Below are 18,963 nucleotides of genomic sequence, written 5' to 3' on the forward strand. Positions count from 1 at the left end.
CTCGAGGAAGCCCATCCATGCCCAAAGCGATCCGCATCCACGCCCATGGCGGCCCGGAAGTTCTGACCTACGAGGATGCCGATCCCGGCCAGCCGGGTTCGGGGCAGATCCTGGTCAGGCATACGGCGATCGGCCTCAATTTCATCGATGTCTATCATCGCTCCGGCCTCTATCCGCCGCCGGGCGGATTCCCGCTCATTGCGGGCAGCGAGGCCGCCGGGGTGGTGCTGAAGGTGGGGCAGGACGTCGACTGGCTGAAGCCGGGCGATCGGATCGCCTATGCGGTGACGACAGGCGCGTATGCCGAGGAGCGCGTCATCGATGCCAGCCGAGTCGTCAAGGTTCCGGATGGCATCAGCGACGAACAGGCCGCGGCGATGATGCTGAAAGGCATGACCGCCGAATATCTCCTGCGCCGGACCTTCAAGGTGAAGGCAGGCGACACGATCCTGTTTCATGCCGCGGCAGGCGGCGTCGGGCTCATCCTCGGCCAATGGGCGAAACATCTGGGCGCAACCGTTATCGGCACGGCAAGCTCGACCGACAAGATCGAGCTCGCCAGGGCGCACGGCTTCGACCATGTCATCAATTACAAGGAACAGGATTTCGTCGCCGGCGTCGCGGCCATCACGGGCGGCAGGAAATGCGACGTCGTCTACGATTCGGTCGGCAACGACACATTTCCGGCCTCGCTCGACTGCCTGAGGCCGCTCGGCACGTTCGTCAGCTTCGGCCAATCCTCGGGGCCGATCCCGCCGTTCTCGATGTCGCTGCTGGCCCAGAAGGGCTCTTTGTTCGCCACGAGGCCGACGCTGTTCGTCTACAACGCAAAGCGCGAGGACCTTGACGCCTCGGCGGCGGCCCTGTTCGAGGTGGTGCTGAGCGGCGCCGTCGAGATCAAGATCAATCAGCGTTATGCGCTGAAGGATGCAGGCAAGGCGCACTCGGATCTCGAAGGCCGCAGGACCACCGGAACGACAATTCTCGTTCCTTAGTCCCGCCAGCCTTGTTATCCCTTGAATTTCCGCTGAAATTCTTGAAGCTCTTTCAAGACGCGTGCCGCTTTCCGTTGAGAGCCGGCGGCGCCTACCATGCTTGCGGGAACACAGAACATATCCGGCAATACGGATGGGAGGCACTGTGAGTGCAAATCATGATGGGGCGAACCTGCTCGAGGTTCGTGGCCTGACCAAGATATTCGGCACACTGACGGCGTGCGATCATATCGATCTCAATATCGCCAGAGGTGAAATCCACGCGCTGCTCGGCGAAAACGGCGCCGGCAAGTCGACGCTGGTCAAGATGCTGTTCGGTTCGCTGGAACCCAATTCCGGAGAGATTTTCTGGAACGGCCAGGCGGTCCGGATCACCAGTCCGGGTGCTGCGAAAAAGCTCGGCATCGGCATGGTGTTCCAGCATTTCTCGCTGTTCGAGGCGCTGACGGCGGCCGAGAACATCGCGCTGTCGCTGGATGACGGCTCGCCGATCAGCAGCATCGCCGCCAAGGCGAGGGCGCTTTCCTACAGCTACGGCCTGCCGCTCGATCCCGAATCGCTGGTCGGCGACCTGTCGGTCGGTGAGCGCCAGCGCATCGAGATCATCCGCTGTCTGCTGCAAACACCGCAGCTCATCATTCTCGACGAGCCGACCTCGGTGCTGACGCCACAGGAGGCCGACAAGCTGTTCGAGACGCTGGAGCGGCTGCGCGCGGAAGGCAAATCGATCCTCTACATTTCGCACCGGCTGGAAGAGGTCAAACGCATCTGCGACCGCGCGACCGTGCTGCGGCACGGCAAGGTGGTCGGCCACTGCAACCCGCGCGAGGAGACGGCGGCATCGCTGGCCCGCATGATGGTCGGCAACGAAGTGCAGGCCGTGGTGCGCGCACCGGTCGAGGGGATCGAAACCGCACAGCCGCTGCTCGAAATCCGCAACCTTACCCGCAAACCGGCAACGCCGTTCTCCATTCCGCTCAAGAACATCAGCTTGAATGTCCGCGCCGGCGAGGTGATCGGCATCGCGGGCGTCGCCGGCAATGGCCAGGGCGAGTTCTTCGAATCCGTCTCCGGAGAAGTCCTGCAACAGGATTCTGCCTCGGTGCGCATCCGCGGCAAGGATGCTGGTGGCCTCACCATCACCGGACGGCGGCTGCTGGGCGCCGCCTTCGTGCCGGAAGAGCGCCTCGGCCATGGCGCGGCACCGCGCATGAAACTTTCGGAAAACCTTCTGCTGTCGCGCCATGCAACCGACGGCAAGGCCTTTGTCGGCACCGGCGGCATGGTGAAGAGCGGCGCTGTCTACGCCGCCGCCCAACGCATCATCGAAGCGATGGATGTGCGCAAGAGCGCGCCGGATCCGGAAGCCGCGGCACTTTCGGGCGGCAACCTGCAGAAGTTCATCGTCGGCCGCGAACTCGACCGTCGGCCCAGCGTCATGGTGGTCAACCAGCCGACATGGGGTGTCGATGCCGGTGCCGCCGCTCACATCCGGCAGGCGCTGATCGAACTGTCGCGCAGCGGATCGGCGGTGCTGGTCATCAGCCAGGATCTCGACGAGCTGTTCGAGATATCTGATGCCATCGCCGTCATGCACAATGGCGAACTTTCCAAGCCGCTGCCGATCGCCGAAGCAACCTTCGAGAAGGTCGGCTTGCTGATGGGCGGCGCCGAGCCCGGCCACGCCGAACACACGCTGGAGACGGCATGATGCGCCTCGAACTCGTCAAACGCCCGCAGCGCTCGGCGCTGTTTTCGGCACTTTCGCCGTTCATCGCCTTCGCGCTGACGATCATTGCCGGCGCGGTTCTGTTCGCGCTGCTCGGCGTTAACCCGCTGACCGCGTTCCGGATCTATTTCATCGAGCCGATCAGCCAGGTCTGGCAGTTGCATGAGCTGGCGATCAAGGCGGCGCCGCTGATCCTGATCGGCGTTGGCCTGTCCGTCTGCTACAAGGCCAACATCTGGAACATCGGCGCCGAAGGCCAGTTCATCTTCGGCGCCATCTTCGGCTCCGCCATTCCGGTGCTGTTCCCGCAATTCGAAGGGCCGCTGGTGCTGCCGCTGATGCTTCTGCTCGGCATGGTCGGCGGCGCGGCCTACGCGGCGATCCCGGCGCTTCTGAAGACCAAGTTCAACACCAACGAGATCCTGACCAGCCTGATGCTGGTCTATGTCGCCCAGCTCTTCCTCGACTGGCTGGTGCGCGGCCCGTGGCGCGATCCGCAAGGCCATGGTTTTCCGCAGACGATCCAGTTCGGCGACTCGGCCGTCCTGCCGGAACTGATGCCCGACGCCGGACGCGCCAATTGGGGTTTCGTCTTCGCGCTGGTTGCCGCGGTGCTGATCTGGATCCTGATGGGCCGCATGCTGAAAGGCTTCGAAGTCCGCGTGCTCGGCTCCAGCCCGAGGGCAGGGCGCTTCGCCGGCTTCGGCCTCAGCCGGATGGTGTTCTTCGCCTTCCTGCTGTCGGGCGCGCTGGCAGGTCTGGCCGGCATCTCGGAAGTCTCCGGCGCCATCGGGCAATTGCAGCCGGTGATCTCGCCCGGCTACGGCTTCACCGCCATCATCGTCGCATTCCTTGGCCGGCTCAATCCGCTCGGCATCGTCGCCGCCGGCCTGGTGCTGGCGCTGACCTATCTCGGCGGCGAGGCGGTGCAGAGCGCGCTCGGCATTTCCGACAAGGTGGCGCGCGTCTTCCAGGGCATGCTGCTGTTCTTCGTGCTCGGCTGCGACACGCTCATCCATTACCGCATCCGCCTGATCGGCCTGGCGCTGACGAAACAGGAAGCCCCTGCAAAGCTCGAAGCCGCGCCAAAGTTGAAGGAAGCCCGCTGATGGACATCACCGTCAACATCCTCCTGACCATCGCCACGGCGGCGACGCCGCTGTTGATCGCGGCGATCGGCGAACTGGTGGTCGAACGTTCCGGCGTGCTCAATCTCGGCGTCGAAGGCATGATGATCATGGGCGCGGTCGGCGGCTTCGGCGCCGGCTACCTGACCGGCTCGCCCTGGATCGGCCTTTTGGCGGCGATCGCCATGGGCGCGGCATTCTCGCTACTGTTTGCCGTCATGACGCTGTCGCTGGCCACCAACCAGGTCGCGACCGGCCTGTCGCTGACGCTGCTCGGCCTCGGCCTCTCCGGCATGATCGGGACCAGCTTCGTCGGCCAGCCCGGCGTCAGGCTGCCCAATCTCGATATTCCCGGCCTCAGCTCCATACCCATCGTTGGCAGGCTGCTGTTCGGCCAGGATCCGATCTTCTACATCTCGATCGCGCTGACGGCCGCCGTGATGTGGTTCCTGTTCAAGACCCGCACCGGGCTGACGCTGCGCTCGATCGGCGACAGCCACGCCTCGGCGCATGCGCTCGGCATCAAGGTCATCCGCTACCGCTATCTCTCGGTCATCTTCGGCGGCGCCTGCGCCGGCCTTGCCGGCGGCCATCTGTCGCTGGTCTATACGCCGCAGTGGGTCGAGAACATGAGCGCGGGCCGTGGCTGGATCGCGCTGGCGCTGGTGGTGTTCGCGTCATGGCGGCCGTGGCGGGTGCTGGCCGGCGCCTACATCTTCGGCGCGGTGTGGATCGGCCAGCTTCATGCACAGGCTTTTGGCATTCCAGTGCCCTCGCAGATGCTTTCTTCTCTGCCCTATCTGGCAACCGTCGTGGTTCTCGTTCTAATCTCGCGCAACAAGCGTCTGACGATGATGAACACGCCGGCATCCCTGGGGCAGCCATTCGTTCCGGATCGTTGACAATAAAAAAACGGGAAGCTCCAAGGCTTAACACAGAGAGGTAACACAATGAAAAAACTGCTTATTGCCCTGATGACGACGACAGCGGCCTTGTCGCTGGCGGCGTCAGCGGAGGCTGCCGACAAGTTGAAGGCCTGCTGGGTCTACACCGGCCCGATCGGCGATTTCGGCTACTCCTACCAGCATGATCAGGGCCGGCTCGAAGTCGAGAAGGCGCTCGGCGACAAGGTCGAAACCGCTTACCTGGAGAACGTCTCCGAAGGTCCCGATGCCGACCGTGCCTTCGAGCGGCTGGCGCGCGAGGGCTGCAAGATCATATTCGGCACCTCGTTCGGCTTCATGGACGCCGAAGTGAAGGTCGCCAAGAAGTTCCCGAAGGTGATGTTCGAGCACGCCACCGGCTACAAGACATCGGACAATCTCGGCATCTACAATGCGCGCTTCTATGAAGGCCGCTACGTGCTTGGCCAGATCGCCGCCAAGGAATCGAAGTCCGGCGTCGCCGGCTACATCGTTTCCTTCCCGATCCCGGAAGTGGTGATGGGCATCAACTCCTTCATGCTCGGCGCGCAGTCGATCAACCCGAACTTCAAGGCCAAGATCGTCTGGGTGAACTCATGGTTCGATCCGGGCAAGGAAGCGGATGCCGCCAAGGCCCTGTTCGACCAGGGCGCCGACATCATTGTCCAGCACACCGATTCGACCGCCGCCCTGCAGGTGGCCGAAGAGCGCAAGCTGCACGGTTTCGGCCAGTCTTCCGACATGATCAAGTTCGCGCCGAACGCGCAGCTGACCTCGCTGACGGACGAATGGGGTCCGTACTATATCAGCCGGGTCCAGGCGGCCATCGACGGCACCTGGAAGCCGGACAATGTCTGGCTCGGCATCAAGGACGGCGCGGTGAAGCTTGCGCCTTACACCAACATGCCCGACGACGTGAAGGCGATGGCCGAGGCGACCGAGAAGAAGATCGCCGGCGGTTGGAACCCCTTCACCGGACCGATCGCCAAGCAGGACGGCTCGGCATGGCTGAAGGACGGCGAAGTCGCCGACGACGGCACGCTTCTTGGCATGAATTTCTACGTCAAGGGTGTCGACGACAAGCTGCCGCAGTAAGCTTGCACGGATCTCGAACGGAAAGGGCGCCGCGCGGCGCCCTTTTTCATTCGGCGGGTTGGGTTCGGCCGGGGGCCGCCCGATACTTTGCCAGCACAATTTCCACGGCATGGCCAAGCCATGTCTTGAGCAACCGTTGAGCCGGTCGTTCCCAGTAACGCCAGACCGTCCAGGAGGCGGCGAGCAGAACCGCGATACAACCGAATGCCGCGAGCCATTTGCCAACGAGCGGTGCGGCGGCATCGATGGCGAGATAGCCGATGTTCTGATGCAGGAGGTAGAGCGGGTAGGTCAGCCCGCCGAGCGCCATCGTCAGAACGGACGGCCTGACATGATTGCGCAGCAGGACCGCGCCGATCAATGCGCCATGCATGACGACATTGGCGGCCCAGAGAGGACGCTGCGAAACGGCGAGGCCATATTCGTTCAGCATCCAGTGCTGGGTCACCGAAAGCGTGCCGCAGGACAACAGGAACGCTGCGCCAAGCAGCAGCAACGCCGGCCAAGACCGGCCATGCGCATGCAGATGGTGGACCAGCACGCCCGCGGCGAAAAACGGGCCGAACTCGGTGATGAACAACAGCCTTGCCGCATGACTGCCGACGACGAATTCGTTCAACGCCGATATCGCCAGCCAGATGAAGATCAGCTCAAGCTTGCGCTTCTGAAAAACACCGGTGAGCAGGGCCAGCGTCACCCATCCGTAGAAAACCAGTTCAAGCACGATCGACCAGTAGACGCCGTCCATGAAAGGCTGGCCGAGAGCCGGCGCGAACATCGACAGGTTGGCGGCATACTGCGTGAGAGAGGTTGCAAACAGCGGTGCACCGACCGAAGCGACGACGATGAAGGTGATCGTCATGCAAAACAGGAAGCCTGGATAGAGGCGGACGAAACGGGCGATCGCAAACTGGTGCCAGCTGCGGCTTTCCGCCGACCACGCGATGACGAAGCCGCTGATCAGAAAGAACAGATTGACGCCGAGGTAGCCATAGATAGCGAATGGCGCGGCATCGGGATAGCCCACGGCAAGTACACCTTCGGCGGCCGCGCCACGAAAGAAATAGTGGAAGAGCACGACGGCAAGTGCCGCGGCCAGCCTGAGCAGGTCCAGCGTCGCGATGTAATCCTGTCCGGCAGGTCTGGTATCCATCCGAATTCCCGCATTTATGGTCCTGAGATCATAGTGCGGATCGCGGCTGAGCGGGTTAAGAGGCCTGAACCATCGCGAAATTTGGTAAATGGCGGCAGAAGCATCCGACCGGGCGCAATTGTCTGTAACGCAGTTCCGTGACCGCCTTCACAGACGCATTTGCCTTTTTACTTACATGTTCATCTTGCGACCCGGACAAAATTGGCCGGCGTTACGAACGTCAGCAGGAGAAAATCTTATGCATTTGAATAAAAAACTCCTAGCCATTATTGGTAGGCGTATTCCAGCCATCTATGACGTCATTCCGCGCGGACCACAGGGGCGGCTTGCACAAATCGCCCTCAATCCTCAGCCGCTCCCGCCTCACGAGCTGGGGGCCGCGATAGCCGACGAATTCGTGCGCCACGCATGGATCGCCGAGCGAGGCGGGCTCGACATGAAAGGGGTGCTGAGCGACCTCGACGATTGGTGCCCGACGCCACCGAAGCTGCCGAAGCTACCTCCGTGGTGGGGGCCGTTTCCTGAGCCCGAGCCGCGGCCCGAATGGTTCGTGGATTACCATCTGGGATTTGCCGCGAGGCTGTCGGTAATCGAAGGCCAGTCCGCCGGCACGCGACTGGACAAGACCCTCAATCAGGGCATCGACCGGTCCCTGTCTGCAATCGAGTCCGTGAAGCTCTGACGAAAACATTGCCAAAACGAGGGCGCCGCAAAGGCGCCCTTTCGGCAGCTCAAGGCCGTCAGACCGCCGAACCGTAAAGATCGTAGGCGTCGGCACGGTCGATCTTGATGGTGACGATGTCGCCGGCGCGCAACGGACGGCGCGACTGGATGTGGACCGAGCCGTCGATCTCGGGCGCGTCGTATTTGGTGCGGCCCTTTGCCGATGTGCCGTGCGCTTCATCGATCAGCACCGGCAGGCGCTTGCCGACCTTCTTGGCGAGCTGCGTCGCCGAGATCTTCTGCTGGCGCTGCATGAAACGATGCCAGCGTGCTTCCTTGATCTCCTGCGGCACCTGTTCGAGGCCGAGGTCGTTGGAGCGGGCGCCCCGGACCGGCTCGTATTTGAAGCAGCCGGCGCGGTCGATTTTTGCCTCGTCCAGCCAGTCGAGCAGCATCCCGAAATCGTCGTCCGTCTCACCGGGGAAGCCGACGATGAAGGTCGAGCGGATGGCGAGATCCGGGCACACGTCGCGCCAGCCGCGGATGCGCTCGAGCGTCTTTTCGCCGTGCGCGGGCCGGCGCATGTTCTTCAGCACCTGCGGCGAGGCATGCTGGAACGGGATATCCAGATAGGGGAGGATTTTTCCCTCGGCCATCAGCGGGATGACGTCGGCGACATGCGGGTAGGGGTAGACGTAGTGCATGCGCACCCAGATGCCGAGCTTGCCCAGTTCCTGCGACAAATCGAGGAATTTCGCTCGCACTTCGCGGTCGCCGAACAGCGACGTCTGGTACTTGATGTCGATGCCGTAGGCGCTGGTGTCCTGCGAGATGACGAGCAGTTCCTTGACGCCGGCCTTGGCCAACTTCTCGGCCTCGCGCAGCACGTCGGCAGCGGGCCGCGAGACGAGATCGCCGCGAAGAGCCGGAATGATGCAGAAGGTGCAGCGGTTGTTGCAGCCTTCCGAAATCTTGAGATAGGCATAGTGGCGTGGCGTCAGCTTGACGCCCTGCGGCGGCAAAAGGTCGATATAGGGATCGTGCGAAGGAGGAGCGGCCTGATGCACGGCGGCCATGACGCTCTCATAGGCCTGCGGCCCGGTGATCGCCAGCACGTTGGGATGCTTTTCGCGGATCACGTCCGGCTCGGCGCCGAGGCAGCCGGTGACGATGACCCTGCCGTTTTCCGACAGCGCGGAGCCAATGGCGTTGAGCGACTCGTCGCGGGCGGAATCGAGGAAGCCGCAGGTGTTGACGACGACAAGATCCGCGCCATCATGCTTGCGGGCGATCTCATAGCCCTCGGCGCGCAACCGCGTGATGATGCGCTCGGAGTCCACAAGGGCCTTCGGGCATCCAAGGCTGACGAAACTGACGCGAGGGGCGGACATAGGCAAGTTTCCAATGGGGCACGGGCCGAAACGCTCGTCCGGCCTCAAGTCGCTATAGATGTCGGTCTGTGGCGCTTGGCAGAAGCCAATACGCGCAGCGCAATAGCATGGCTTGCCTGATCAAGCAAACCGGCCGACAGGCCAGGACATTGCGAAACGTCGCGGGCAGGGCTGCTCCAGGAGCGGTTAGTGGCCGCCTCCTGGTCCAAACCAGGGCGCCAGGAAGGCGAAGTGATCGGGGAATTGCTGCACGGCGCCATCAAGCAGCATCTTCACCGCGACGTAGAGGATGATCGCCAGGCCGATATAGGCGATCCAGCGGTATTTGTGCAGCAGGCGCGCGACAAACGACGCGGCAAAGCCCATCAGCGCGATCGACAAGGCCAGTCCGATGATCAGCACCGTCGGATGGTTCATGGCCGCTCCGGCCACGGCCAGAACATTGTCGAGCGACATCGAAACGTCGGCGATGACAATCTGCCACGCGGCCTGCGAGAAGGTCTTGCTCGGTCCCTTGCCGCCAATGACGCCGTCCTTGTCGAAGTCGCCATTCGACAGCGCTTCGGTCGCATCGCGCTCCTGCTCGTGGCTGACGCGCAGTTCGCGCCACATCTTCCAGCAGACCCAGAGCAGCAGCAGGCCGCCGGCGATGAGCAGAATGGGGCCGATGGTCAGCAGCCATTGCGTGATCAGGGCGAAGAAAATGCGCAGGACCGTGGCCGCCGCAATGCCGACGAGAATGGCCTGTTTGCGTTGGTTGGCGGGCAGACCCGCCGCGGCGAGGCCGATGACGATGGCGTTGTCTCCGGCGAGCGCAAGGTCGATGGCGATGACCTGGAGAAGAGCTGATAAGCCCGCGGCAGTGAATATTTCCATCGACCAGGAGGCCCTTGCTCGTTCGCGCCGAGTGTTCGTCGTCGACTGTCCAGACGGGCCTAAAGGCATGGTCCGCTGGCGTCAAGACGCAGCAATGGACAACGCTTGAAAACCACTTTCGTGATTGTGGCACTACAGGGGCTTCAGCAATCGCCGGCGGACGAGCTAGTCGTAGAGATTGTACTTCGCCCAGTCGGTCTCGGGAATTTCGTCACCGATCCGGTAGCGGAGCTGGAGAACTTCCATATGATCCGGCCCGGTCTGGCATTTGAATTTCAGCCGGTACCATTGTCCCTTGCTGCGGAACGCCGCACCCGAGCTCTTGATCGCGTCGGCGCTCATCTCGGGCGTCGCGAAGGCATAGGCAACGACACGGTCGGCCTTGAACTTGCGATCGTCATGCGTGATCCGGTCCAGGACCTCGGCGTCGCAGCGCTGTTCCAGGCGGGTTTGCGGATCGAGTTTCATCAGTCCGGCACGCAATGCGTTGTCCATCGCGCTGGCCGGAAAAGCCAGCGCCAGGGACGCGATGGCCATCATGCAGGGTCTATTCATGGGCGGGACTAGCAGCATATTTTATCTGACAAATCAACCAAGCGGGGCGCTTCATGCTCGGCAAGCGCCCGCTTTCAGGGGGGCGGCGCAATCAAAATCTCGTGTCGTGCTTCATCGTGCGAAGCCTGCGGCCAACGGACCAGCGAGGCGCGGCCGGCATCGGTGAGGTCGTAGAGACCGCGGTCGACACGCGCGAACCAACCATAGACATTGTGCTGCAGAATCTTCGGCGCGATCGGCGTCAAGGCCTTCAGGTCGCGCGGCCGCTTGGGTCCATCCATCATCGCGGCGGCGCAGGTGAGGGCGCTCTGGCGGTAGGCGGTCATGATCGGATTGCGCGTTCCGCCGCCCACGACCGGATCGCCGCGACGGCGCTGGTGCTCATCGACGATCCGAGAGCGCTTGCGCGCATTCTTGCGCGGCGCCAATGCGACCGGGCTGAGCAGCACCTCGACCCGGTCGTTCGCGGTCACGCCGAGCAGGCCGAAGCCGAGCCGGCGGCAGAGATTGCGGAACCTGGCGTCGCTTTCGCGCCCCTTGCCGCGCGCCGACATGCGTGCCGCCAGCCATACTTCGTCGCAGGCGGCCGCTCGGTCGACGCCTTGCAGCACCAGTTCCAGATTGAACTGCAGCTTCAGCTCGCAGATGACCACGACCGGCGGTTCGCCCTCGCGCAGCGCGACGATGTCGCAACCGCCGATTTCCCCTTTCACGACGAAGTCGAGACTTTCGAGGAACCGCTTCACCGGCGCATAGAGTGAGGTCTCGTTCATGCCGCAAGACTTAGCCGATTCGCCGCAAAATGCTTGCCCGCGGAAAGGCGCCCTGGCCTCGAGGCAATCAGGCGATGCCTCCAATGTCGGGCAAGACCGGCGGCAACGGGCCGTGCTCCGTCGATGTCGGCTGCCGTGCTTCGGGGCCTGGCGCGACGCGATCCGATGGCTTCTTGCGGGGCATGAACGGATAGCCGACCTGGCCGAAATAGGTGGACGGGATCGGATCGTCGACGCCGTATTTGTCGGGCACCTTGTCGCCGGTGGCATTGTAGGTGCCGAACACCAGATCGAGGAAGGGCAACTGCCCGGCGAAGTTCTTGTCATAGGCTTCGCGCTGGTTGGCATGGTGCCAGCGATGGAACTGCGGGCCGGCGATCAGCCACTTCAACGGGCCGAACGGAATCCGCAGGTTCGAATGAACGAGCATCGTGTGCCCGAGATAGATAAACGAAAAGACGGCGATCGCGCCTTCCGAGAAGCCAAGCAGAAGGATCGGCGTCAGCGATATCGCCTTGGTGACGATTGCGTCGACCGGGTGGGAGTGGAAAGCCCCGAGCCAATCCAGCTCCTCAATGCCGTGGTGAACCGCGTGGAACTTCCAAAGTGCCGGGATCTTGTGAAAAGCCCGATGCGCCCAGTAGACGCCGACATCTGTGATCAGGATGATTTCGGCAACCTGGAGCCAGATGGGCTGGCCACTGACGGCCTGCGTTACCGATTGCGGCACAAGGATTGCAGCGACGCCGAGGATACTCGCCGCCATGATGACCATGGCCACCTTTATGATAAAGGCGTTGAACATCAGATAGAGCAGATCGACACCAAGGCCCTTGCGGAAGATCTTCTGCGGCCGTTCGGCGAACAGATGTTCGAACGGAATGAAGATCAGCGCGCAGATCAACAGCGTCTTGATGCCAAAGATATCCATTCGCCCGCCTATCGCCTTGTCTTTCGGCAGCGCCTCCAGCGCTTGCGTTTCCCGAGAGAACCACATTTCTCCTTTCGAAAGGCTTGATGCCGATCGTCCGACTATGCCGGGCATGGAGCAGCCGCCCGCCTGCGTGTCACATTGGTGTCGCACGCGGGCGATATAGGGGGAACGCGCGGTCGACGAACGCAGCGTTACGCGCGTCCTCCCAGGACTAACCCCACCGGTCCCTGCCGGCGGGGTTTTTCGTTTCAAGGCCCATGTTGATCAAGAACCATGTTGGCGGCCGCGAGTTGTCCTTGCTATCGTGGCATTTGCAATCAGCAGGGGATGCCCATCATGGACGCAAATGAAATGAGTGCGATCGGTGACACCCTCATGAGGGTCGTCACGCCCGACATGTCTCCCAAGCAGCTCGTCAAGGCTGCCAAGAAGGAGCATCCCGGCGCCTCGAAGAAGGATATCGCCAGGGCGGCCTTCTTTTCGATCATCGCAAATGCGGATCAGGACGTCGGCAAGGCGAGGAACCTGCAGGCATTTGCCCTCGCGGAGCGCACCCAGCGAGCCGACTGAGCAAATCGGACCGTCGCTGCACCGCCACGCGCCTCATCGCCGCGGATACGCCGCCCGGCCGGCGCCAAGCGCGAGTTTCAAGCGACCGTGTGGTCCAGGAGTTTGGTGGTCGGGTCACGGCGATGATCGGAATTGGCGCGGTCGATGCCTTCAACGGTGATCGCCATCGTCCCGTTCTCGATCCTTGCGATCCAACCCTTTGCCTTCATGTACCAGAGATGAAACTCGAGATGCTCTCGCGGACAGCCTGACAATCGCTCAAGCTCGACATCTCCAATGCCGGGATTGTTGACGTCCTGTCTGCGCTTTACATAAAGGAGCGCGAGCAGTCTGGCTTGAATGACGACGTCACGTTCCATGCCTTTGGTGTTTCCGGCTTCCTCGGACAACTCCCGGCTGAGCCCCGCATGGTCCTTGTACTGGATGTCGTACTGCGCACGTTTGACAGGATCCTTCAGCGTGTTGTGAGCCTCTACGATTTCGCTGAAGCGCGCCTCATTGCCGGTGGCCTGATTGTCGGGGTGGTAACGCATGGCAAAATAACGAAACACCCGTTCCAACGTTTCGGAGTTGGCGTTTGGGCTGACTTCGAGAACTTCGTAGTAGTCAATGAACATAGCGGCGCTCCCTCAACGCAATCATATATTCATATTGGCTAAAATAAAGAACGTCCAATGGACAAGTGCGGAACCAAAGCGGTTACGTCAGACCTTTGCTTGCGGCTGTCAAGACTTTGGTCCGGCGTCGATAGCCGGCTAATGCCTAGTGAGGAAACGGACCTTGGCACTCAATGGCGGAGGGAGTGTCTTTTAAACCTCCGTCCTTCAACGTTTGCTGATGTATCAGAAACCCGTTGATTCCCTTAGGTTTCCGCCATTCTTTGTTTGCTGATATCCCTTCCAATCCGCTAACATCATGCTTCGAAGTTAGGAACGGAGTTGCAGGGAATGGTTCGCTCACTCAACTTGCTGGCCGAAACCACCATCCGGGCTAAAGGCCTGAAGGCAGGGCGGCATAGCGACGGCGGCGGGCTCTATCTGCTGGCGAAGAAGGAAGGCACCAAGTCCTGGACTTTCGTTCACTTCAAGGGCTCTGGAAAGGGCCGCCAGTGGAAGGAAGTGGGCCTCGGCTCTTACCCTTCCGTCTCTCTGAAGGATGCGCGCATTGCCGCCACCGACTGCCGGGACCGGCTGCGCCGTGGCCTCGAACCGATCGACACGGAAGCCAAGACCGAAAAGCCGACATTTGCGAAATGCGCGGAAGACCTCATCGCGGCGGTGGGCAAGGGCTGGCGGAATGCCAAGCACAAAGCACAGTGGGAAATGACCCTCGGCGATACCTACTGCAAATCGATCCGAACGAAGCCGGTGGACAAGGTCGATACAGCCGACATTTTGGAGATCCTGAAACCCATCTGGCAAGAGAAGCCTGAAACGGCGCAAAGGCTGCGCGGCCGGATTGAGCGGGTGCTTGATGCGGCAAAAGCTGCCGGTCATCGATCGGGCGAAAATCCCGCCTTGTGGCGTGGACATCTGCAACATCTCCTAGCGAAGCGAAAGAAGCTCTCACGCGGGCATCATCCGGCGATGCCCTACGTTGACGTGCCGGCGTTCGTGAAGCGCCTCCGGGCCTCTGAGGCCATGTCCGCGAAGGCGCTGGACTTCCTCATCCTGACGGCGGCGCGCTCGGGAGAAGTCCTCGGCGCCACCTGGCCCGAAATCGATTTCAAGGAAAAGGTCTGGACCGTGCCGGCCGACCGCATGAAGGCCGGCGTCCTTCATAGGGTGCCGCTGACTGATGCTGCCCTGGCTATCCTGACGCCGCTCTACGAGGCGCGCGTTTCAGACTATGTCTTCCCAGGCGAAAGCAAGCGACCAATTGATGTGCCTCTATCCGTGATGGCCATGACGATGCAGATGCGCCGCATGGAAGTTGGGCAGTATACGCCGCACGGTTTTAGGTCGGCGTTTCGGGATTGGGCCGGCGATCAAACCAGCTTCCCGCGCGAAGTCGCCGAAGCAGCTCTCGCCCACAAAGTTGGTGATGCAGTCGAGAATGCTTATCGCCGATCGGATGCGTTGGAAAAGAGGCGAAAGCTTATGGCGGCTTGGCAGAACTACCTGGCCGCAAGCAATACGAATCGAAATCTTCGCTTAGTGGGTGTGGGAAACCGGGAATAGTTGTTTCCTGGCGTGGCCGGAGGGTTGACGGGCGAATCCTACAGGCCGATATTCAAGTCTGATTTGAGGGACCGGATTGTGTGTGGACCGTTCGCGGCTTGATCTGAGCCGGCCGCGAAACCGCGCGTAGGCGTGGTGACGGTTTCCCTCCAATTTTTCAGTGCATAGCCTGGGAGGGCTTTCATAGGTTTTCGGCGCGGCGCTTTGCCGTACGCATAAGGCGGAACCAAAGGGGAACAAAAAGACGGGTATATGAGCCATCCTCGGTTCGACGTGAGTCCCGAAAAATGCTAGGTTTTGTAGTGATTTGTTGAGTGCTCAAACAACGAAAGGAACCCTGAAATTGAGTACAATTCCAAATGCTTAGACCCTGCCGCAGGGATGGCACCAGTAGTAGCCCGCAGCGCCGTCGCCAACGCTCTTGTCGCTCCTGCCGCTTCCGGACCGCAGCAGACCACCGCGCAAGCTCTGTCTGGCGCTCCCGTGCCCGCGCCTGCACCTCGGCTTGTACAGTCCCCGCGTGCCGCTGACGGTGGCGGCGCGCCGATGCTTGGCGCCAACCCTGCACCGGCCGCTGGTGTGGCGCCGTCCTCTCACAGTGGTGGCGTTCAGGTCGCAGGCGGCGGACCGACCGTTCAGCAGCTCATGCAGGCCGCGACAGATCCCCGGTTGAGTGCTGAACAGCGCGGCGTTGTCAGCCTGCTTCTGAAAAAGAAGATGGATGAAGCCGACCCGGCCACGCAAATGGAGATGGAGAAGAACCGGCTCGAAATGGAAAAGACCCGGATCGAGACGGAACGTCTGCAAAATCCGCAGATGACGCCGGCCGAAAAGGCCCGTCTCGATTTCGACGAACGGAAGCTTCAGGCTGACCAGAACAAGCTGGTGGAAGTTGGCGGCTCGCTCGTCGATCCTAAGACGCACCAGGCCGTTTACACCGGCCAGCAGACCGATTGGGAGAAGCTGGACGACAATACGCTCTACAACAAGCGTACCGGCGAATCCAAGGCCATCGGCGGCGGACAGGATGCCAGTAAGTTCCGGTTCAAGGGCAGTTCGGTTGAGGCACAGTCGCTCAACGGTCTGATGGACACCGGAGACCTCACAGAGGAACAGGCCCAGCAGCTCGGTGCCGGCAAGACGATCACCGGCCCGAACGGCGAAATGCTGTTCCTGACCCCGCAAGGTGTATTCGGTCAGGCCGGCAAGGATGCTCCTGCTGTCCCTGTAGGGCCTCGCACCGCGCCGCAGGCTCCCGCCGCTCCGCAAGCGGCTCCAGCGTCCCAGGCAACCCCTCCTGCGGCTGCTCCTGCGGTCCCATCTGCCCCGGCACCAACTCCGGCGGCGCCTGTGAGCCCGCGTGCGGCAAACCCGGCACCGGACCAGAACGCCGGCATCATGCCCCTGACGGGTCCGAAGACGAAGGCACCGAACGAGCAGCAGCAGCGAGACGCCAAGCTGTATTCAGTGGTCGCGCCCGAGCTGAAGATTGTTGAAGACAATTTCTCTGCGTTGTCCAATCTCTCGGATCAGGCGCTTTCCGCTGTGCCGCACGGTTCGGACTACGGGGCGGATTACCTGAAATCGCCGGACTACCAGCGCGCTTCGAATTCGCTGAAGACCATCATCGCGTCCTACCTGTACAGCGTGTCCGGTGCCACAGCGGCGCCGGCCGAAGTGGAAAATCAGGCATCCATCCTGACGCCCAGGCCCGGCGAAGCAAAGGCATCTGTCGACGACAAGCTGGCGCGAGTCCGGGCGATGGTCGACGCCATCAGGAACAGCCGCGGGGCAGGGGATGCACCGCCAGCGGAACCGACTGGCACCGGCACGACGAGCAACGGCTTGAAATGGAGCATCGAACCCTGATGGCAACGCTCAACATCCAGGGCCAAAAGGTCAAGGTCGACGATGCCTTTCTGTCGATGACGCCCGAGCAGCAGAATGCGGCGGTCCAAGAGATTGCGAAGTCTCTGCCGGCCGCGCCAGACGGGGATGCAGCGGCGGCCGACGAACGCGCCAAGGCTGGAATTGCTAAGGCCCAGCAGATCATGGACGGCGGCGGTCCGAAGCCCGAAGGCGGCCACAAGGTGCCAGACTATCAGCCGCCCGGCTTTGATATGGGCGCTGGCGGCACCTTCCTGACTTCAACGGGTGAAGGCATTCCAATCGCAGGGCCCTTGATCGACAAGGGTCTGACAGCAGCAGCAGCCGGCATTGGCTCCGCGATCAGCGGCGAACCTTATTCCCAGGTTCAAGGCGACATGGCTCAGATGCAAGAGACAAGCCGTGCGGCTCACCCTGTCGCCAAGACGCTTGGCAACGTGACGGGTGCGGTCGCGGGTACGCTGCCGGCGATGATGGCGGCCCCGGAGGCCTTCGGCATCGGCGCGGCCTCTGTCCCTGCCCAAGCTCTCATCAGTGCCGGCACTGGCGGAATGATCAATGCGGCTGATAGCGCCGTTCGGTCTGGCGGAGATCCGCGCGAGACGTTCAAGGGCGGTTTGATGGGACTTGGCGCTGGCCTTGCGGCTCCTGTCGTTGGTCCGCTCATCGGTAAGGGCGTGAAGGCGGTTGCCGACAATCTCCACATTGGGTCCGTGGCTCGCGCCTTGGGGCTCGACAAGCGCGCCGTGTCCGTCTTGGCGGACGCCGCCCGGCAGGATGCCGTCGACCCGGCAAAGCTGGCGCAGCTCGGCAACGACGGCATGCTGATGGATCTTGGCCCAAACATGCGGCACACGGCCGGCGCCATTGCCGCTACGCCTGGCGAGGGAAAGGCCATTGTTCGCAACGCCATCGGCGCGCGCGATGCAGATGCCAACTGGCGCATTCGATCCGCCCTTGATGAAACGCTTGGCGAGGCTCCTACGCCGTCGCGCATCATCGATCGTGCGAATACAAATCAGCAGCGCCTGGCCCCGGAGTATCGAGAGGCGTTGCGCGATGCCGGTCCGGTCGACACATTGCCGATTGCTCGCTATCTCGAGACTGAAGCCCAGACTTTGCGCGGGGAGCCACAGCGCCTTGTGCAGCGTGTCCGCTCGATGCTGGACCATCAGCCGACGCCGGCCGATGTTGCTCGGGCTCGCGCGCTTGGCCAGCCGGCCCCTGGAACGACACTGGTGTCTGACGCGGCGGAGCTGCTGAACACCCGCCACGCGATCGACGACATGCTGGAGACGACGCAGGGGACGAATGCCGTCAACGCGCTGACCACCGCGCGGCAAGCTGTTGATGACGAGCTTCGGGCGTCGGTTCCGGGCATCAAGGAGGTTGACGCGAAATATGCCGAGTTGGCCCGGCAGAAGGAAGCGGTTCAGCGTGGCCAGAGCGTTCTTTCAAGCGGCCGGGAAGCGCCGCGTCCCGATGAACTCGCCACTGAAGTTCAACGGGGTGCGCTACCGCAGGGCTTGCAAGTCGGGCCGTCCGCCGTGCCGCTGCGGTTGCGGGAAGGGGCCCGGGCGGAGATAGAGCGAATCGTCGGCACGAACGCAAACGACCGTGTGGCGCTTCAGCGTCTGATCAAAGGCGAGGGGGACTGGAACCGCGCTCGCCTCTCGACTCTATTCGGCTCGGACAAGGCGCAGTCGATCATCAATCTGCTCGACCGTGAAAAACTCTTTGCCGACACATCGAACATCGTCACCCGCAACTCCGAGAGTGCGGCGCGCATAGCGGCTCAGGACGCCATCTCGGGCGAGACGAGCCGGGGTTTTGGCGTTCCTGAGGGGTTCATTGCTGGGGGTGTCAGGGGTGCCGCTCGTGCAGCGGGCTTACGGTCGGCCGAAAAAGTGGTCAGCGCTCTACGGAACGGCGGCAACGACAAAGCGATTTCCCAGATGGCTGCTGCGCTGACAAGCGGTCAGCAGAGCCCGGTGCTTGCCGCCCTTATGAAGGCCGGCCAAGGATCGCGGCTGCAACAATCACAGGTCGATCGTGTCGCGAGAGCGCTTTTGCTTTCCTCGACCGAAAGTAATTGACCCTTCCATCCAGAAG

17 protein-coding genes are annotated in these 18,963 nt (G+C 62.2%); 10 read left to right on the forward strand and 7 right to left on the reverse strand.

Annotated elements, in window-relative coordinates; genetic code table 11:
* Positions 1–17: 17 nt before the first annotated feature.
* The 5 genes from FJ978_RS02265 to FJ978_RS02285 all read left to right on the forward strand — a co-directional run bounded on the left by FJ978_RS02265 (position 18) and on the right by FJ978_RS02285 (position 5,869).
* On the forward strand, positions 18–995 hold the full coding sequence (locus tag FJ978_RS02265; RefSeq protein ID WP_140569777.1) for a quinone oxidoreductase: 978 nt from the start codon (positions 18–20) through the stop codon (positions 993–995).
* A gap of 133 nt (positions 996–1,128) precedes the next feature.
* Complete coding sequence (locus tag FJ978_RS02270; protein WP_181176670.1) at positions 1,129–2,706, forward strand: ABC transporter ATP-binding protein; 1,578 nt, start codon at positions 1,129–1,131, stop codon at positions 2,704–2,706.
* The gene (locus FJ978_RS02275) at positions 2,703–3,833 is read left to right on the forward strand and encodes an ABC transporter permease (protein ID WP_013895592.1); all 1,131 of its coding nucleotides are present in this window, start codon (positions 2,703–2,705) and stop codon (positions 3,831–3,833) included. Before FJ978_RS02270 ends, FJ978_RS02275 begins: the two co-directional genes overlap by 4 nt.
* Positions 3,833–4,753: an ABC transporter permease gene (locus tag FJ978_RS02280; RefSeq protein WP_140569781.1), complete on the forward strand. Its 921-nt coding sequence runs from the start codon at positions 3,833–3,835 to the stop codon at positions 4,751–4,753. Before FJ978_RS02275 ends, FJ978_RS02280 begins: the two co-directional genes overlap by 1 nt.
* Positions 4,754–4,801: 48 nt before the next feature.
* On the forward strand, positions 4,802–5,869 hold the full coding sequence (locus FJ978_RS02285) for a BMP family ABC transporter substrate-binding protein (RefSeq protein WP_013895594.1): 1,068 nt from the start codon (positions 4,802–4,804) through the stop codon (positions 5,867–5,869).
* A 46-nt stretch (positions 5,870–5,915) separates the two neighbouring features.
* Here FJ978_RS02285 and FJ978_RS02290 read toward each other — a convergent pair whose 3' ends face one another.
* Positions 5,916–7,022, reverse strand: coding sequence for an acyltransferase (locus FJ978_RS02290; protein WP_140569783.1), 1,107 nt, complete (start codon positions 7,020–7,022; stop codon positions 5,916–5,918).
* Positions 7,023–7,260: 238 nt separating this feature from the next.
* On the opposite strand from FJ978_RS02290, the gene FJ978_RS02295 reads away from it, so the two are divergent.
* The gene (locus FJ978_RS02295; RefSeq protein WP_140569785.1) at positions 7,261–7,704 is read left to right on the forward strand and encodes a hypothetical protein; all 444 of its coding nucleotides are present in this window, start codon (positions 7,261–7,263) and stop codon (positions 7,702–7,704) included.
* 58 nt (positions 7,705–7,762) lie between these two features.
* Here the strand turns inward: FJ978_RS02295 and rimO are convergent, their stop codons facing one another.
* The 5 genes from rimO to FJ978_RS02320 all read right to left on the reverse strand — a co-directional run bounded on the left by rimO (position 7,763) and on the right by FJ978_RS02320 (position 12,211).
* A complete protein-coding gene (rimO, locus tag FJ978_RS02300) occupies positions 7,763–9,076 on the reverse strand; it encodes a 30S ribosomal protein S12 methylthiotransferase RimO (RefSeq protein ID WP_140569786.1) in 1,314 nt (437 codons plus the stop codon).
* 186 nt (positions 9,077–9,262) lie between these two features.
* A complete protein-coding gene (locus FJ978_RS02305) occupies positions 9,263–9,952 on the reverse strand; it encodes a TerC family protein (protein WP_013895598.1) in 690 nt (229 codons plus the stop codon).
* A gap of 165 nt (positions 9,953–10,117) precedes the next feature.
* Entirely contained in the window at positions 10,118–10,525 is a 408-nt protein-coding gene (locus tag FJ978_RS02310) for a DUF930 domain-containing protein (RefSeq protein WP_032927719.1), read from the reverse strand.
* Between the two features lie 56 nt (positions 10,526–10,581).
* Positions 10,582–11,280, reverse strand: coding sequence for a DUF2161 domain-containing phosphodiesterase (locus tag FJ978_RS02315; protein WP_140569788.1), 699 nt, complete (start codon positions 11,278–11,280; stop codon positions 10,582–10,584).
* A gap of 67 nt (positions 11,281–11,347) precedes the next feature.
* Positions 11,348–12,211 (reverse strand): sterol desaturase family protein, encoded by an 864-nt coding sequence (locus FJ978_RS02320; protein ID WP_246678029.1) that lies wholly within the window; start codon positions 12,209–12,211, stop codon positions 11,348–11,350.
* Between the two features lie 339 nt (positions 12,212–12,550).
* On the opposite strand from FJ978_RS02320, the gene FJ978_RS02325 reads away from it, so the two are divergent.
* Entirely contained in the window at positions 12,551–12,784 is a 234-nt protein-coding gene (locus FJ978_RS02325; RefSeq protein ID WP_140569792.1) for a hypothetical protein, read from the forward strand.
* A gap of 77 nt (positions 12,785–12,861) precedes the next feature.
* Here FJ978_RS02325 and FJ978_RS02330 read toward each other — a convergent pair whose 3' ends face one another.
* Positions 12,862–13,401 carry a J domain-containing protein gene (locus FJ978_RS02330; protein ID WP_140569793.1) on the reverse strand — a complete coding sequence of 180 codons (540 nt, stop codon included), beginning with the start codon at positions 13,399–13,401 and terminating at the stop codon, positions 12,862–12,864.
* 330 nt (positions 13,402–13,731) lie between these two features.
* Between FJ978_RS02330 and FJ978_RS02335 the strand changes: the two genes are divergently transcribed.
* The 3 genes from FJ978_RS02335 to FJ978_RS02345 all read left to right on the forward strand — a co-directional run bounded on the left by FJ978_RS02335 (position 13,732) and on the right by FJ978_RS02345 (position 18,947).
* Complete coding sequence (locus FJ978_RS02335) at positions 13,732–14,964, forward strand: site-specific integrase (RefSeq protein WP_140569795.1); 1,233 nt, start codon at positions 13,732–13,734, stop codon at positions 14,962–14,964.
* Between the two features lie 546 nt (positions 14,965–15,510).
* Positions 15,511–16,833, forward strand: coding sequence for a hypothetical protein (locus tag FJ978_RS02340; RefSeq protein ID WP_181180372.1), 1,323 nt, complete (start codon positions 15,511–15,513; stop codon positions 16,831–16,833).
* On the forward strand, positions 16,833–18,947 hold the full coding sequence (locus tag FJ978_RS02345; protein ID WP_140569796.1) for a hypothetical protein: 2,115 nt from the start codon (positions 16,833–16,835) through the stop codon (positions 18,945–18,947). Before FJ978_RS02340 ends, FJ978_RS02345 begins: the two co-directional genes overlap by 1 nt.
* Positions 18,948–18,963 lie beyond the last annotated feature (16 nt).

It is taken from the genome of Mesorhizobium sp. B1-1-7 (genome assembly GCF_006442705.1).
In the GTDB taxonomy this organism is placed as follows: Bacteria; Pseudomonadota; Alphaproteobacteria; order Rhizobiales; family Rhizobiaceae; genus Mesorhizobium; species Mesorhizobium opportunistum.